The 15,074-nt window shown below is 55.5% G+C and carries 13 protein-coding genes and 3 pseudogenes; 8 read left to right on the plus strand and 8 right to left on the minus strand.

Going from position 1 to position 15,074, the window contains the following annotated elements:
* Positions 1 to 14 precede the first annotated feature (14 nt).
* The 5 genes and pseudogenes from RE418_RS12650 to RE418_RS12670 all read left to right on the plus strand — a co-directional run bounded on the left by RE418_RS12650 (position 15) and on the right by RE418_RS12670 (position 7,188).
* Positions 15 to 5,750 (plus strand): DUF637 domain-containing protein, encoded by a 5,736-nt coding sequence (locus RE418_RS12650; protein WP_213928383.1) that lies wholly within the window; start codon positions 15 to 17, stop codon positions 5,748 to 5,750.
* Entirely contained in the window at positions 5,747 to 5,974 is a 228-nt protein-coding gene (locus RE418_RS12655) for an Imm31 family immunity protein (RefSeq protein WP_060448088.1), read from the plus strand. Before RE418_RS12650 ends, RE418_RS12655 begins: the two co-directional genes overlap by 4 nt.
* A gap of 268 nt (positions 5,975 to 6,242) precedes the next feature.
* Positions 6,243 to 6,332: pseudogene (locus tag RE418_RS12660) on the plus strand (hypothetical protein); the annotation flags it as partial.
* A gap of 70 nt (positions 6,333 to 6,402) precedes the next feature.
* A pseudogene (locus tag RE418_RS12665) lies at positions 6,403 to 6,636 on the plus strand (DUF637 domain-containing protein); the annotation flags it as partial.
* A 285-nt stretch (positions 6,637 to 6,921) separates the two neighbouring features.
* Positions 6,922 to 7,188, plus strand: a complete 267-nt coding sequence (locus RE418_RS12670; RefSeq protein ID WP_060434423.1) for a hypothetical protein — start codon at positions 6,922 to 6,924, stop codon at positions 7,186 to 7,188.
* 120 nt (positions 7,189 to 7,308) lie between these two features.
* Here RE418_RS12670 and RE418_RS12675 read toward each other — a convergent pair whose 3' ends face one another.
* The 4 genes from RE418_RS12675 to purM all read right to left on the minus strand — a co-directional run bounded on the left by RE418_RS12675 (position 7,309) and on the right by purM (position 10,061).
* On the minus strand, positions 7,309 to 7,524 hold the full coding sequence (locus RE418_RS12675) for a hypothetical protein (protein ID WP_043140451.1): 216 nt from the start codon (positions 7,522 to 7,524) through the stop codon (positions 7,309 to 7,311).
* A gap of 196 nt (positions 7,525 to 7,720) precedes the next feature.
* Entirely contained in the window at positions 7,721 to 8,272 is a 552-nt protein-coding gene (gene speG, locus RE418_RS12680; RefSeq protein WP_004941631.1) for a spermidine N1-acetyltransferase, read from the minus strand.
* Positions 8,273 to 8,385: 113 nt separating this feature from the next.
* A complete protein-coding gene (purN, locus tag RE418_RS12685; RefSeq protein ID WP_021504400.1) occupies positions 8,386 to 9,024 on the minus strand; it encodes a phosphoribosylglycinamide formyltransferase in 639 nt (212 codons plus the stop codon).
* The gene (gene purM, locus RE418_RS12690; protein ID WP_025303843.1) at positions 9,024 to 10,061 is read right to left on the minus strand and encodes a phosphoribosylformylglycinamidine cyclo-ligase; all 1,038 of its coding nucleotides are present in this window, start codon (positions 10,059 to 10,061) and stop codon (positions 9,024 to 9,026) included. The genes purN and purM overlap by 1 nt, the downstream gene beginning before the upstream one ends.
* Before the next feature lie 255 nt (positions 10,062 to 10,316).
* On the opposite strand from purM, the gene upp reads away from it, so the two are divergent.
* Both upp and uraA read left to right on the plus strand, forming a co-directional pair.
* Positions 10,317 to 10,943 carry a uracil phosphoribosyltransferase gene (gene upp, locus RE418_RS12695; protein WP_004941642.1) on the plus strand — a complete coding sequence of 209 codons (627 nt, stop codon included), beginning with the start codon at positions 10,317 to 10,319 and terminating at the stop codon, positions 10,941 to 10,943.
* 76 nt (positions 10,944 to 11,019) lie between these two features.
* Positions 11,020 to 12,309: a uracil permease gene (uraA, locus tag RE418_RS12700; protein WP_016926727.1), complete on the plus strand. Its 1,290-nt coding sequence runs from the start codon at positions 11,020 to 11,022 to the stop codon at positions 12,307 to 12,309.
* Positions 12,310 to 12,356: 47 nt separating this feature from the next.
* On the opposite strand, the gene RE418_RS12705 is transcribed toward uraA, so the two are convergent.
* Both RE418_RS12705 and RE418_RS12710 read right to left on the minus strand, forming a co-directional pair.
* Complete coding sequence (locus RE418_RS12705; protein WP_016926728.1) at positions 12,357 to 12,605, minus strand: GlsB/YeaQ/YmgE family stress response membrane protein; 249 nt, start codon at positions 12,603 to 12,605, stop codon at positions 12,357 to 12,359.
* A 33-nt stretch (positions 12,606 to 12,638) separates the two neighbouring features.
* The gene (locus tag RE418_RS12710; protein WP_016926729.1) at positions 12,639 to 13,154 is read right to left on the minus strand and encodes a hypothetical protein; all 516 of its coding nucleotides are present in this window, start codon (positions 13,152 to 13,154) and stop codon (positions 12,639 to 12,641) included.
* 272 nt (positions 13,155 to 13,426) lie between these two features.
* Between RE418_RS12710 and hda the strand changes: the two genes are divergently transcribed.
* A complete protein-coding gene (gene hda, locus RE418_RS12715) occupies positions 13,427 to 14,128 on the plus strand; it encodes a DnaA inactivator Hda (protein WP_025159568.1) in 702 nt (233 codons plus the stop codon).
* 7 nt (positions 14,129 to 14,135) lie between these two features.
* Here hda and RE418_RS12720 read toward each other — a convergent pair whose 3' ends face one another.
* A complete protein-coding gene (locus tag RE418_RS12720; protein ID WP_025303842.1) occupies positions 14,136 to 14,681 on the minus strand; it encodes an AlpA family transcriptional regulator in 546 nt (181 codons plus the stop codon).
* Between the two features lie 36 nt (positions 14,682 to 14,717).
* Positions 14,718 to 14,924: pseudogene (locus RE418_RS12725) on the minus strand (hypothetical protein); the annotation flags it as partial.
* Between the last annotated feature and the right edge of the window lie 150 nt (positions 14,925 to 15,074).

The following is a 15,074-nucleotide window of genomic DNA, read 5'->3' on the forward strand; positions in this document are numbered from 1 at the left end:
TCGAAGGAATGAATATGGATAAGCTCAATCATCCGCTGGCGCGGGGCGCCAGCTATTTGCTGATCTACCTGACGGCTTTCCAGCCGTTGCACCCGGCGTTCGCCGCCGGCATTACCGCCGCTAACGGCAATACGCAGGTGGTTATCAAGCCGGGCAACGTACCGGTGGTGAATATCGCTACGCCGAACGGTGCGGGCATCTCCCACAACACCTATAAAGATTTCAACGTTGGGCCACAGGGTGCCGTATTGAATAACGCCACGCACGGCGGCAAAACGCAGCTGGGCGTGGAGATCTACAGCGCGCAGGGCAACACCTACCTGAAGGGAAAACCGGCGGAGTTGATCATCAATGAGGTGATCGGCGGCAGTCGTTCCGAGTTGCAGGGTAAACTCGAGGTATTCGGCAACAAGGCCAACGTGATGATCGCCAACCCGAATGGCATCACCTGCGACGGCTGCGGCTTTATCAACGCGCCGGGCGTGACGCTGACCACCGGCAAACCGCAGTTCGACAAGCAGGGCGCGCTGGAAGCGCTTGAGGTGAAAAAAGGCGGCGTCACCATCGGCGGTAAAGGGCTGGACGGCAGCGGCGCCGACTATGTCGATATCATCAGCCGCGCCACCGAGTTGAACGGCAAAATCAATGCACAAAATCTGTCTCTGACTCAGGGCGCCAACCGCATCAGCTTCAAGGACGGCAGCATCAAACCGATCGCCGGTGAAGGCGCTAAGCCCCAACTGGCCGTGGATACCAAAGCGCTGGGCGGCATGTACGCCAACAAAATCCGCCTGGTGGCCAACGAGGATGGGGTGGGGGTGAACCTGAAAGACCTCACCAGCAAACAGCGGGATATTACGCTGAGCGTTAACGGTAACCTTGTGCTTAACGGCACCACGCACAGCAAGGGTGACCTCAATGTCAGCGCCAAGGGATTGCACATTACGCGGGGTGCTGTCGTGCAGGCGGACGGCAACGCCACGCTGGCAGCAACGACGCTGGTGAATGACGGGCAAACCAGCACCAGCGGCGATATGCGCATCTTCGGCGACCATATCCGCAACGCCGGGGAAAACGCCAAGTTGCACGCCAATAAAAATATGTGGATCCAAAAGGATGCTCAGGGCAACAAGGCTAAATCCGTCGAGAACCGTTCGGCGAAAATCCTGACCAACAGCGGCGATTTAGTGATACGCACGGAGAGTTTGAACAACGTTCGCCAGCAGTTCGCCATTTCCTCCAACAACGCGCCGAAGGACAACAAGGATATCGATCGTTGGTTGGCTGATGGTGTGTACGAGGGGCAATTCGATTACCAATTTTTTGATTATTTGGCGGACTTTGAAGATAAAAATTTCACCTGGTTGGGACACGTCGATTTCAAAAAAACGCCCTGGGTTAACAGTGAACGCGCGCGTTTTACCGTAGTGACCGACAGCCGTCCCGCAGAAATCATTTCAGGGAAGAATGCCTACATTAATGCGTCGGAGCTTTGGAACCACGTCAGCACAATAAAAGCGACTAACGATCTGATTTTAACTGGTAATAATCTGGGCGTGCGCAGTGAAATGACGGGGGACATGAACGACTATGCACTGTTCGAACCGAAGGTGCCGAATCCTAACGTTGTTCTGGGACATAAATGGCAGGATCAGAAATCGTCGATCCCGGAATATGTCATTTATGTCAGAAAAGGCGGGCAAAAGAGCTGGTCGGCTTCTGGCTATCCGGCCTCAGCCATGTTGGCGGGCGGCAATTTGGTTGCGGATTTTAAAAATCAGATAGAAATTAAAACTTCGACGCCGGAGGGAAATCAGCTTAGTGAGGTGGTGGCTTCGGGACGGCCTGACTCACTGGTAGCTCACAACATTGTGCTGCATGCGGGACGTGTTATCAGTACCGATAAAATAAACGCGCGTAACGACCTGACTGTGGTTGCCGATGATGTGTTTTACACCGACGGTGCTGAGCTAACTGCGGGCAAGAGTCTGAACGTTGCAGCAGTGAATGAGCTGGATGCCCGTCAAAGCTATCTGAAGGGACATCATGTCACTTTGACCAGCCGCAACGGCAACGTCAAAGTGCACACTGTACCTAGCCCACGCTATTTCGGCGTCGATGGTGCCCGCTGGCTGAGCCAATTGAATGCTGCCGGGGACTTAACCTTAAATGCCGGGCAAGGTATTTATCTACGTAACACGCACTTCGCGCCGCAAAGCCAAAATATTGCAATGACGGCGAACGGCACTGTTTCGATTGTCAGAAATGACGAGGCGTTGAATAACGATCGTTTAGCGCAGAATTTATCTCCTGAACAACGACAAACGCAGTTCAACCAACTGCTAAATGCCGGACAGTTGAACGCCAGTGGTTCAGTGCTGCTCAACAGCGGCGGTTATCTGGCGTTGCGCGGGACGCACATTAAAGCAGGTAAAGATGTCACGCTGTTGGCCGGCCATAATGCCGATCTGAACTATCGCGAATTGGGGGAGCAATTTAGTCGCTTGTTCCCCTCTTCCCGCACGCCTGAACTGGGTAGCCGGGTACACGCCGGCGGCAATTTACTGATTAACTCGGCCCGCGACATAGGCACCCAGGGCGGCGCGCTTTCCGCCAACGGTAATATCACGCTGCTGGCCGGGCAGAATCTATGGTTGTCGAACCTGGCCTATTCCGCCATTGATGCCGCTAACGACAACAACAAAGACGACCGCCATGTGGTCACTACCCTCAGCGCCGGGAAAAACCTGACCGCGTCGGCGAATAACCAACTGCTGACTTACGGCGCCAGGCTGACTTCCGGCGCCAACATGACGTTGACCTCCGGCGGCGATATGCGCTTCGAGGCGGTGCAAAACCACACTTACCGCGAGAGCGGCAACGAGTTCACCGAAACCCGTACCCAGCAAGGTACCGAGCTGAATGCCGGTGGCCTGATGACGGTGATTGCCGGCGGCAGCATTCTATTCCAGGCGACCAAGCTGGTGGTTAAAGGATTAGGAGCGAACTGGAAATCGCCGGTGGCGGTGACGGATTGGGGGAGCCGGATAGCCATTGCCGAGCAGCAGCTTCGAAATACGCAGCAGCAAATTAATCAGGCACTGCAGGCAAAAACAAATGCTGAACATATTGTTACGCAAAGAATTTCGTTCGTTCAGCAAGCAGAGGCTGCCGTCAGAGATGCTGAGGAAAGGCGGGATGAGTTTATGCGTAATAACCCACCTCACGAATATGGCAGTGGTTGGTCTGCTGAAGTAGGGAGTTGGGATAAATTCGTAGCGCAGCGCGAAGGAGAACTTAGTGCTGCAAGAAGTAGTCTGGCTGCTGCTCGAAATGATGTCACGCAGGCAGAGCAGCGAATTAATCAAGGCAACAAAACAAAAAACGAGGCACAAAACCAGCTGACCGCTGCGCGCCAGGAAGCCCAAAGCAAAGGCATTGACGAGGCCAAACAAAAAGCTCAGGTCGACGCCCACAACCAGGCTGAAGCCATGCGCGCCGGCAATATGGATATCGCCGCCAAGGGTGGCTATCTCTACGCTCAGGCGATGGAGGAATCCAGCCACTACGAGAAAACCGAGAAGAAACGCAAATGGTGGGGCAAGAAAACCGAGGTTAAGCAGACCCGCCATGACGTGACCAACAAGGTCACCGAGTTTACCGCCGCCGGCAATATCACGCTGATGAGCCGCGACGACAGCACCTATGAAGCCAGTAAAATCGCCGCCGGGCAAAACGCGCGCCTGACCAGCACGCATGGCCAGGTTAACTTCCGCGCGGTGAAAAACACCTCTTTCGAACAGACCGTCAGCAATTCGAAAGGCTTCTTTATCAAGCAGGCCAATAAAGGTTACGAAGACAATAAGTGGGTGCTGCCGAGCATTCATACTGGTGGCGCCTTGATCGTAGACGCCGCCAAGGGCGTCAGCGCCGATGTGAAGGTGAAAAATGGGCAGGCGCTGCAAAGCGCCATCGATGCCCTGGGCAATACGCCGGGCACCACCTGGGTCAAAGATCTGAACAAGCGCAACGACGTGCAGTGGAGCAAGGTCAAAGACGCTTACGACAGCTGGGATTACAAGAGCCAGCACTTGAACCCGGCGGTGGCGGCGGTGATCGCCATTGCGGCCGCGGCGGTGACCGCGGGCAGTTCATTGGCGGCTACGGCGGCTTCCAGTGTTTCCGGCGCCGTAGGCGGCGGGGCGATAACCAGCGGCGCAGTCACCGCTGGTATGTCTTCTTTGGCCTCTCAGGCGGCGGTGGCGCTGGTGGAGAATCAGGGCAACCTGTCGAAAACCCTGCAGGCGTTGGGCCGAAATGAAAACGTCAAAGCGACCGCCACGGCGATGGCGATCGGCGGCGCGCTCAATGGCTTCGACAGCGCGATGGGCTGGAGCAAGGACGCGGCGGGCAAACCGCTTAACCCGAACAACGTCAAACTGCCGCAGCTGAGCAACGGTGACTGGAGCAAGGTGGCGCAGCGGGTGGCCGGGCAGTCGGTCATCAGCTCCAGCCTGAATACCGCCATTAATGGCGGCAGTTTCAAAGACAACCTGACCAATGCGCTGCTGGCGAACATCGGCAGTCAGGTTCAGGCCGAGGGCGCCAACCTGATTGGGGATAACGGTCAGGTTCTCGATATACCGGGCCGGGCCGTAAGCCATGCCGTTCTGGCGGGCGTGGCCGCAGAAATCGGCAAGGGCAATGCCAAAGGCGCGGCGGCCGGGGCGCTGGCGGCGGAGCTGGCCGGGGTGATATTGGGCGACAATATCATCAAGCCGGAGGAGTGGCAGAAGAAATCGGAACAGCAGGCGCAGATGGCACGAGTGCTGGGCGCAGCCGCAGGCGCAGTCTTCACCGGCAAGTCTGATGGTGCTTACAGCGGTGCCACCGGTGGTGAGAATGCGTTCCGATACAACTATCTCAGCCACAAACAGCAAGAATTGATGGAGAAAGATTTGGCGGCCGCGAAATCGCCGCTGGATAAAGCGTTGGTGTTGGCTAGTTGGGGAATAACGAGCCATACGCAGGATGGCGCCTTTGCGGCGGGTGTAGTCTCCGGCATCCCGGTTGAAATCAGCGATACGGTGGATGGTTTAGTCGCCGTGGCCAGCAACCCACGCGAGGCAGCGGATGCATTAATAGCTCTGATAAAGAACGATGAACGCTTCTCGATTATTGGCGAGAGTGTGAAACAGGAATACCTGGGGCGGGTCGAGGCGTTCAAGACGAAGTATGAACACGCAGGCATCGACGGGGCTTACGGTGCTGGGCTGGAGTTTGGTAAACTGACGATGGCCGGGCTGGGGCTGTTTGCAGGGGTCGCCGGCGCAGGTAAGTTGGGCGTCAAGATCACAACTAATGCCATTAAAGCATCGGAAAAAGCTGCGTTAAAAGGCCCATTAGCTTATGTAGATGAGCCTTTTTTCAACCCTTATGGGACATTGAGTTCCGGACAGGTCTGGTCGATTAAGGGTCGAATGAAGCATGTTCAGTTACCTAATGAAGGGAAAATTAGATTCGTACCCGACTCTAATTACAAACCAACAAACCCATTACCCAGAGGCCCAAACAAAGGATATATAGATAAATTTGGTAATGAATGGACCAAAGGTCCATCAAGAACGAAAGGCCAAGAGTTTGAGTGGGACGTCCAACTTTCACCAACTGGGAAAGCTCAGTTGGGGTGGGCGAGCCGAGATGGTAAGCACTTGAATGTATCGCTTGACGGGAAAATCACGCACAAATGACTACAAAAATAGAATTTTATCAAGAAGTTGAAATTTCCAATCCACGTAACGACCGAAATGCAAAATATTTAGGAAAGAAAGGTGGCGTTATGGGAATCAGCGAAGAGAACGGCGTAATATACGCCTATACAATTAAACTCTATGAAGAAAGTTTCCTTTTATCCTTTGATATTGACGAGGTAGTGCCAACAGGAAAGCAAAGGAAACAAGAAGATTATTTTTAGATTTTATGCGCAACGTGCTTGGAGGTGCCTGCTGCAGTTAAAAAGGATACCCATCGGTAAGGGGGCCGGCAGCCCTGCGAGGTTGGAACCCTGCGGCAGCTAGTAGGGGATTAATAGGTTCCATTAATCCCTCTAGTTGCCCAAGCTAACTCCGCGAAAAGTACCGCTCGTTGGATTGTTGATATTATTGGTAACGAAAGTCTAGAGGTTCTGCAAGGAAAGGTTAAAAAGAGAATTGAAATAAAGTTTCGATGAGGACTCCACATGCGAAGCCTTCGACGGATTCTGGTTTCTGACAGAGGAATGCCCCGGCGGTATCGTCTGGATCCATGACAGCGGCTATGAAGATTGGACTTGATCTGCACACAGAAATGGCTCCTCGGAGCCGTTTTCTCTTGATTTTGTATGCCATACAAACGCCGATAGGCGCGGCGGGCAAACCGCTTAACCCGAACAACGTCAAACTGCCGCAGCTGAGCAATGGCTACTGGAGCAAGATTGCGCAGCGCGTGGCCGGCCAGTCGGTCATCAGCTCGAGCCTCAACACCACCATCAACGGCGGCAGCTTCAAAGACAACCTGACCAATGCGCTGCTGGCGAACATCGGCAGCCAGGTTCAGGCCGAGGGAGCTAATTTGATTGCGGATAACGGTCAGGTTCTCGATAAAAACAGTTGATGGACATCAATATGCACGTATAGGTGATCGTCTTTACTCTCAACATGCTGTTGACCGAATGTAAGCAACAAGCTAAGGCTCCTCGGCAGGAACCATTGGACCTGGAAAAACCGTTTCGTCCAATATAGTTGAGTATGTAATTAAAATAGGTGTTACTGAAACAAGCATATCTAATGATATTCAAAGGACAATTTATCGGGCTGGTGACATTGGTGTGGTTACTGAAAACCATGGTAACATAATAATCACAATCCTTCGCAGGAGTGAAAAATGAGTGGGTGGATTTATCCCGATGTAATTAAAAAGCTTAGTTTTTCCTGTGTGGCCTTTTTAGAAGGAAAACTACCTGTGGCTGAAATTCAATCAGAAATAAATAACGCAGGTGACAGTATTGTAGCGATAGAGGAAAAATGGTTACGACAGATGCTACTTGATGCGGAAAGCGACATTGAGCTTTTAATCTTCACTATTGACAATGAAAAATTGACAGCAGCTGTCAAACCTATCGTGCAGAATATTATCAAGGCAATAAGTTAGGACATGGATTAACCCCATATTTCCGCAACATGCTATGCATCATAAAATAGGCACCTGATACCGTTTATGAAGGCTGTTGACCCACGTATGGAAACGGCTCTTCGGAGCCGTTTTCTGTTTTTAACGTCCCCGCCCCGAAACCCGCAACACTACCCCCACCAGCAGCAACGCAGCCCCTGAGGCATAGAGCGGGAACCAACGCGTCCACCAGAGTGAGGAAAACAGCGGGGTGCTATTGGGATCTGCGGAGGCGTAGCCGCTATAGGTATTCAGGCCGGCGGCGATGGCGAGCATCGCCAGGCCGATAAAAAGCAGCAGGTTTGAGACGGTCGTCATGGCATTTTTCCTTTGTAGAGGCAGAGGGTAATTCTTACTATTAATTATTGTTCGATTAATTATCTCGGGAAATATTATTTATTTTCGTATTCATCAGGCTATTTCCTGACGATAAAATAATATGCCTTAATACTAGCCGCTTATTTCCCAATAAAAAACCCGCCTGGGCGGGTTTTCTCTTTTTTCTCGCAAATTGTCACTTCACCAGCGGCTTATCATTGGGCGTTTTGAACTTCGCCAGGTATTGCGGCTGGAAGATGCACATGCGCAGCACGGTGCGGTATTCGCCGTTGACGAAGAACTCGTCGATCAGTTCGCCTTCCACGTTGAAGCCCAGCTTGCTGTAGATGTGGATCGCCTTCGGGTTCTCCTTATCGACGATCAGGTACAGCTTGTACAGGTTCAGCACCGAGAAACCGTAGTCCATCGCCAGACGGGCGGCGGTGCTGGCGTAGCCTTTGCCCTGGTGGGCAGGATCGATGATGATCTGGAACTCAGCGCGGCGGTGGATGTGATCGATCTCCACCAGCTCTACCAGGCCGACCTTGGCGCCTTCGTGCTCGATGATAAAGCGGCGCTCGCTCTGATCGTGGATGTGTTTGTCGTAGAGATCGGAAAGCTCGACAAAGGCTTCGTAGGGTTCTTCAAACCAATAGCGCATGACGCTGGCGTTGTTGTCCATCTGGTGGACGAACGACAGATCGTCCCGTTCCAATGGGCGTAACCTGACGCTGGCAGTGCTGGACATGTGGGCTCCTCTGTGCCGTGAAATTGTGCAAAGTATAACTTCACAGAATGGATGAAGGCGAAAAAAAACGGCGCCGCGTGGGCGCCGTTTAGGCAAGGTTCAAGCTGCGCGCATCAGTCGGCGGCGTGACCCTGCTCAGGCAGGCGTTCGCCGTCCAGCCAGGCGGCGCCATCGCGCATCGCCAGGCGACCGTCGACGAACCAGCTCACCACCAGCGGATAGATCGTGTGTTCTTGGGTTTGCACCCGTTCAACCACGTCATCCTCTTCGTCGTCAGCGAAAATCGGCACCTTGGCCTGTAAAATCACCGGGCCGCCGTCGAGCTGTTCGGTCACGAAGTGCACCGAGGTGCCGTGTTCGCTGTCGCCGTTGTCGATGGCCTGACGGTGGGTATGCAGACCCGGGTATTTCGGCAGCAGGGAAGGGTGGATGTTCAGCATGCGGCCGGCATAACGCTGCACGAACTGCGGGCTGAGGATGCGCATGTAGCCGGCCAGCACCACCAGATCGGGCTGGTGCTGGTCGATGGCGTCCGCCAACGCGGCGTCGAACGCCGTGCGATCGGCGTAGGCCTTGGCATCCAGCGCTTGGGCGGCGATGCCCGCCGCTTCGGCGCGTTGCAGGCCATAAGCCTGCGCCTTGTTGCTGAACACCGCCACGATTTCGGCGGCGATGCGGCCCTGCTGGCAGGCGTCAATCAGCGCCTGGAGATTGCTCCCCTGGCCGGAGACCAACACCACGATCTTTTTCATCAGTTGATGACCACTTGTTGTTCGTCGGAAGAGGCGGTCAGTTTACCGATTTTCCACGCTTTTTCACCTGCCGCGGTCAGCAGCGCGATGGCCGCTTCCACTTCGGCTTCCGGCAGGGCGATGACCATGCCTACGCCGCAGTTGAAGGTGCGATACATTTCATGACGGCTGACGTTACCGGCCTGCTGCAGCCAGGTGAACACCGCCGGCCACTGCCAGCTGGCTTCGTCGATCACCGCCTGCATGCCTTCCGGCAGCACGCGTGGAATATTTTCCCAGAAGCCGCCGCCGGTGAGGTGAGCGATGGCGTGTACGTCCGCCTTCTCGATCAGCTCCAGCACGGACTTCACGTAAATCTTGGTCGGCGCCAGCAGGTGGTCGGCCAGCGGTTTGCCTTCCAGCTGAGTGGCGGTCGGATCGGTGTTGCTCACTTCCAGGATTTTGCGCACCAGCGAGTAGCCGTTGGAGTGTGGGCCGGAAGCGCCCAGGGCGATCAGCGCGTCGCCGGACTGCACTTTGCTGCCGTCGATGATCTCGGATTTTTCGACCACGCCGACGCAGAAACCGGCCACGTCGTAGTCTTCGCCGTGGTACATGCCCGGCATTTCAGCGGTTTCGCCGCCCACCAGCGCACAGCCGGACTGTTTGCAGCCCTCGGCGATGCCGGTGATCACGCTGGCCGCGGTGTCCACGTCCAGCTTGCCGGTCGCGTAGTAGTCGAGGAAGAACAGTGGCTCGGCGCCCTGAACCACCAGATCGTTGACGCACATCGCCACCAGATCGATGCCGATGGTGTCGTGGCGTTTCAGATCCATCGCCAGACGCAGCTTGGTGCCCACGCCGTCGGTACCGGAAACCAGCACCGGCTCGCGGTATTTCTGCGGCAACGCACACAGGGCGCCAAACCCGCCCAGACCGCCCATCACTTCCGGGCGACGGGTCTGTTTAACTACACCTTTGATGCGATCTACCAATGCGTTGCCTGCATCGATATCGACACCTGCGTCTTTATAGCTGAGAGAGGTTTTGTCGGTCACTGCGCGATTCCCCACGACGATTTGCGGTTTGAAAACTGTGCTTCCGATGTTGATTCCGGAATAAGGCGCGGCAATTCTAACAGCGCAGGCAAACGTTTGCGAGCGGCTTGTGAACCGGCTCCGCTTTTTCGTCATCTATACTGATATTCAAACTTTTGTTGATCCCGATCGGGCTATTGTGGGTGGCGCGGCGAAAAAAAGGAGGTATAATCCCGCGATTTTTTTGGCCGCAACCACCTTAATAGGAGAAAAATGATGAAGATCGTTGAGGTGAAACACCCGCTGGTAAAACACAAGCTTGGCCTGATGCGTGAAAATGACATCAGCACCAAACGCTTCCGTGAGCTGGCCTCAGAAGTGGGTAGTTTACTGACCTATGAAGCGACCGCCGATCTGGAGACGGAAAAAGTCACCATCGAAGGCTGGTGCGGGCCAGTTGAAGTGGATCAGATCAAAGGGAAAAAGATTACCGTAGTGCCAATCCTGCGCGCAGGTCTGGGCATGATGGAAGGGGTGCTGGAGCACGTGCCGAGCGCGCGCATCAGCGTGGTGGGCGTATACCGCGACGAAGAAACCCTGGAGCCGGTGCCGTACTTCCAGAAGCTGGTTTCCAACATCGAAGAGCGCATGGCGCTGGTCGTCGACCCGATGCTGGCCACCGGCGGTTCGATGATCGCCACTATCGATCTGCTGAAGAAAGCCGGCTGCCACAGCATCAAGGTGCTGGTCCTGGTCGCAGCGCCGGAAGGCATCGCCGCGCTGGAGAAAGCGCATCCGGACGTTGAGCTGTACACCGCCTCCATCGATCAGTGTCTGAACGACAAGGGCTACATCGTGCCTGGCCTGGGCGATGCGGGCGACAAGATATTTGGTACTAAGTAAACATTTGAGCCGACTTAACGAGTCGGCTTTTTTTTGACTAAAACCTATAAAACCAATAAACCGAGGAAAAGCACACATGACCCGTCGCGCCATCGGCGTCAGCGAGCGCCCGCCGCTGCTCCAGACCATTCCGCTCAGCTTCCAGCACCTGTTCGCCATGTTTGGCGCCACCGTGCTGGTGCCTATCCTGTTCAAGATCAACCCGGCGACCGTGCTGTTGTTCAACGGCATAGGCACGCTGCTGTATCTGTTCATCTGTAAAGGCAAGATCCCGGCCTACCTCGGCTCCAGCTTCGCGTTTATCTCGCCGGTGCTGCTGCTGTTGCCGCTCGGTTACGAAGTGGCGTTGGGCGGTTTCATCATGTGCGGCGTGCTGTTCTGCCTGGTGGCGCTGATCGTGAAAAAGGCCGGCACCGGCTGGCTGGACGTGATGTTCCCGCCGGCGGCGATGGGGGCGATCGTCGCCGTCATCGGGCTGGAGCTGGCGGGCGTAGCGGCCAACATGGCGGGGCTGCTGCCGGCGGAAGGCACCAGCGCCGATTCGACCACCATCACCATTTCGCTGGTGACGCTGGCGGTCACGGTGCTCGGTTCGGTGCTGTTCCGCGGCTTCCTGGCGATTATCCCGATCCTGATCGGCGTGCTGGTGGGCTATGCGCTGTCGTTCTTCATGGGCGTGGTGGATTTGACCCCGATCCGCGAGGCGCACTGGTTCGCGCTGCCGACCTTCTACACCCCGCGCTTTGAGTGGTTCGCCATCTTCACCATTCTGCCGGCGGCGCTGGTGGTGATCGCCGAGCACGTCGGCCACCTGGTGGTGACCGCCAACATCGTGAAAAAAGACCTGATCCGCGATCCGGGCCTGCACCGCTCGATGTTCGCAAACGGCATCTCGACGGTGTTCTCCGGCTTCTTCGGCTCCACGCCGAACACCACCTATGGCGAGAACATCGGCGTGATGGCCATCACCAAGGTCTACAGCACCTGGGTGATCGGCGGCGCGGCGGTGCTGGCGATCCTGTTGTCCTGCATCGGTAAGCTGGCGGCGGCGATCCAGGCGGTGCCGGTGCCGGTGATGGGCGGCGTTTCCCTGCTGCTGTACGGTGTGATCGGCGCTTCGGGCATTCGCGTGCTGATCGAATCCAAAGTGGATTACAACAAAGCGCAGAACCTGATTTTAACCTCGGTGATCCTGATCATCGGCGTGAGCGGCGCCAAGGTGCACATCGGCGCGGCGGAGCTGAAAGGCATGGCGCTGGCGACCATCGTGGGGATCGGTCTGAGCCTGCTGTTCAAGGTCATCAGCCTGTTCCGCAAGGAAGAAGAGGTGCTTGACGCGCCGGACGAATCGGCGGAGCAGAAGTAACGAAAAGGGCAGCCCAGGGGCTGCCCTTTTGACTTATGGCATTCGCCTTAGCTGCGAATTTTGCGGTACACGAACAGCACCACGATGGCGCCGATAACCGCCACCACGAAGCTGCCGAAGTTGAAGCCGTCAACCTTGCCGTAGCCGAAGAAGGTGCTGATATAGCCGCCGACCACGGCGCCGATGATCCCCAGCACGACGGTCAGAATAAAGCCGCCGCCGTCTTTGCCGGGCATGATCCACTTAGCCAAAATACCGGCGATCAGGCCGAAGATAATCCAGGAAATAATCCCCATTTACTGCTCCTTTCTTTGGTGGCTGAGAATAGCTTACTGCTGGGTGGCCGGCTGAGTATTGCCGTTCACCGCCGCATCGGTCTCTTGTTTCAACTCTTGCGCTTTGTTTTCGGCGCTGTTCTTGATGGCTTCGGTCTTCGCCTTGGCCTGCTCGGTCAGATCGTTGGCGCCGTTGATGGCGTCGTTTTTGATGGCCTTGGCCTGATCCACCAACTGCTGGCTCTGTTTACCTGCGTCGTCTTTGATCGCGGCGGCTTTGGCCTTGGCGTCGTTGGTGATGGCGTCCGCCTGCTTGGCGGCGTCTTCTTTAATCGCCGAAGCTTTGTCTTTCAGCTGATCCGCCTGAGTGGCGGCCTCTTTTTTGATTTCATCCGCCGTCGCTTTCGCTTTGTCCGTCAGATCGTCCGCTTTTTTCTGGGCGGCGTCTTTCATCTGCTCGGCGCTGTCTTTGGCTTTATCCAGGTTGGCGTCAACCTTGGACGAGTCATCACAGCCGGCAACCAACAACCCGATAAAGGAGGCCAACAGCACTTTATTCCATACTTTCATCGTCTATATCCTTGCAGAAACCTTGTTGATGGTGATTGCATTTAGCCTACCTATACTAGGTCAGATTTTACTTAAATTACAAATTTAACCTGCGCAGGCATGGAGTTAGGGAATGATATCGGATAATTCTTGCCTCGACGGGTGCCGCCGCCGATCAAGCGGCGCTTAGGCATTGTTCACTATTGCGGCATAAGATCCTGCCGGTTCAACAGCGCCCGTTTTCTGTGTTAAACTGCCCACGTTTTTCTGCCAGTTTTGGTTGAGGTGCTTCTCTGAATACGCCGGCACAGCTTTCACTGCCACTTTATCTTCCCGATGATGAAACTTTCGCCAGTTTTTATCCGGGCGAGAACCCATCCCTATTAGCCGCGATCCAATCCGCCGTCCGTCAGGAACATGGCAGCTATATCTATTTCTGGTCGCGTGAAGGCGGCGGGCGCAGCCATCTGCTGCATGCGGCCTGCGCCGAGCTTTCGCAGAAAGGCGAAGCGGTGGGCTATGTGCCGCTCGACAAGCGCGCTTACTTCGTGCCTGAAGTGTTGGACGGCATGGAGCAGCTGGCGCTGGTCTGCATCGACAATATCGAATGCATCGCCGGCGACGAAGAGTGGGAGATGGCGATCTTCAACCTCTACAACCGCATCCTGGAAACCGGCCGCACCCGGTTGTTCATCACCGGGGATCGCCCGCCGCGTCAGCTGAACCTGCGTTTGCCGGATCTGGCTTCGCGCCTGGACTGGGGGCAGATCTACAAGCTGCAGCCACTGTCGGACGAAGAGAAACTGCTGGCGCTGCAGCTGCGCGGCAAACTGCGCGGCTTCGAGCTGCCGGAAGACGTGGGCCGCTTCCTGTTGAAACGGCTGGATCGCGAGATGCGCACGCTGTTTATGACTCTCGATCAGCTCGATCGCGCCTCGATCACCGCCCAGCGCAAGCTGACCATCCCGTTCGTTAAAGAGATCCTGGGGCTGTAACGAGCCATCAAGCCTGTTTTTCTGCATGTTCCAGCAGGGTGCAATAATGCTCAACCTGCTGGCGTTGCCGATCGCTTCGCAGTTGCAAAGCGAGATTGATGTATTCCAGACACTGCGCATTGTCTGCAAGCCGTGGGTCGATTTTCCCCTGCTGTGCCAACCAGGCCGCCACGTCAGCCCAGCGCCATAGCGGTGAGGCTCCGCCGAGCCGTTGAATGGGGGAAGGGAAGCCGCCGGGGCCGCGAGTCCCGTCTTTTAGCATGGCGATCGCCTGACGTGACAGTTCAGTGAGCTCGGCAATATCGCTTAACCCTACCAGGCTGGAGTCCACCGATATCACCTTGGCGCCAATAGTTGCAGACTCGATATCGCTGATGGCGCTGCAAATCGCGTGCGCAAAGTTATCGCTTTCTCGATCGAATTCCAGGTAAACGGCTTTACCGTAGAAACAGATCAGCGCGTCATCGCATCCCGCCGCATACAGCGCATCCTCCAGCCCGGCGGTATCGGCAGTGACCCCGCCCAGCGTCAATGCGAAATGATAAAGCGTCATGGTGATTCTCCGGTTATTTTTCTGCGACAGCGCCAGGCAGTGATCGACCTTGCGCCGAATCTGTTTGGCATGTACCTCTGGGTTTTTTGGCGTGCTCCAGATGCTCATCATATGTTCTTGGTGCCCGACAAAGGCGCAATGTAGCCGACCAAATGCGTGCCCCTTACTGGGCCGAAAATACCAACCCTGAGAAAGGGCGTAAGCTAATGCCGCCTGAATGTGCTTGTCTGGGTGTTTTTTCATCGCTCGTCCAGTGATGCGCTCAGGGTAGGTGGGGTGTTGACGATTGTCAACGGCTGTTTCACCGAGAGATTTGGCGTTTGCGCAGCATAGCAGTAGAAGAAGACTGGGATGATGAAAAGTATTTATATAACAAACAATTAAAAATAGCCC

It is taken from the genome of Serratia sp. szju, from assembly GCF_044594185.1.
In the GTDB taxonomy this organism is placed as follows: Bacteria; Pseudomonadota; Gammaproteobacteria; order Enterobacterales; family Enterobacteriaceae; genus Serratia; species Serratia bockelmannii.

What these genes read in the sequence shown, in the direction of transcription:
- RE418_RS12650 (WP_213928383.1), top strand. Translation starts at nt 15, where the DNA reads ATGGATAAGCTCAATCATCCGCTGGCGCGGGGCGCCAGCTATTTGCTG.
- RE418_RS12655 (WP_060448088.1), top strand. Translation starts at nt 5,747, where the DNA reads ATGACTACAAAAATAGAATTTTATCAAGAAGTTGAAATTTCCAATCCA.
- RE418_RS12670 (WP_060434423.1), top strand. Translation starts at nt 6,922, where the DNA reads ATGAGTGGGTGGATTTATCCCGATGTAATTAAAAAGCTTAGTTTTTCC.
- RE418_RS12675 (WP_043140451.1), bottom strand. Translation starts at nt 7,524, where the DNA reads ATGACGACCGTCTCAAACCTGCTGCTTTTTATCGGCCTGGCGATGCTC.
- speG (WP_004941631.1), bottom strand. Translation starts at nt 8,272, where the DNA reads ATGTCCAGCACTGCCAGCGTCAGGTTACGCCCATTGGAACGGGACGAT.
- purN (WP_021504400.1), bottom strand. Translation starts at nt 9,024, where the DNA reads ATGAAAAAGATCGTGGTGTTGGTCTCCGGCCAGGGGAGCAATCTCCAG.
- upp (WP_004941642.1), top strand. Translation starts at nt 10,317, where the DNA reads ATGAAGATCGTTGAGGTGAAACACCCGCTGGTAAAACACAAGCTTGGC.
- uraA (WP_016926727.1), top strand. Translation starts at nt 11,020, where the DNA reads ATGACCCGTCGCGCCATCGGCGTCAGCGAGCGCCCGCCGCTGCTCCAG.
- RE418_RS12705 (WP_016926728.1), bottom strand. Translation starts at nt 12,605, where the DNA reads ATGGGGATTATTTCCTGGATTATCTTCGGCCTGATCGCCGGTATTTTG.
- RE418_RS12710 (WP_016926729.1), bottom strand. Translation starts at nt 13,154, where the DNA reads ATGAAAGTATGGAATAAAGTGCTGTTGGCCTCCTTTATCGGGTTGTTG.
- RE418_RS12720 (WP_025303842.1), bottom strand. Translation starts at nt 14,681, where the DNA reads ATGACGCTTTATCATTTCGCATTGACGCTGGGCGGGGTCACTGCCGAT.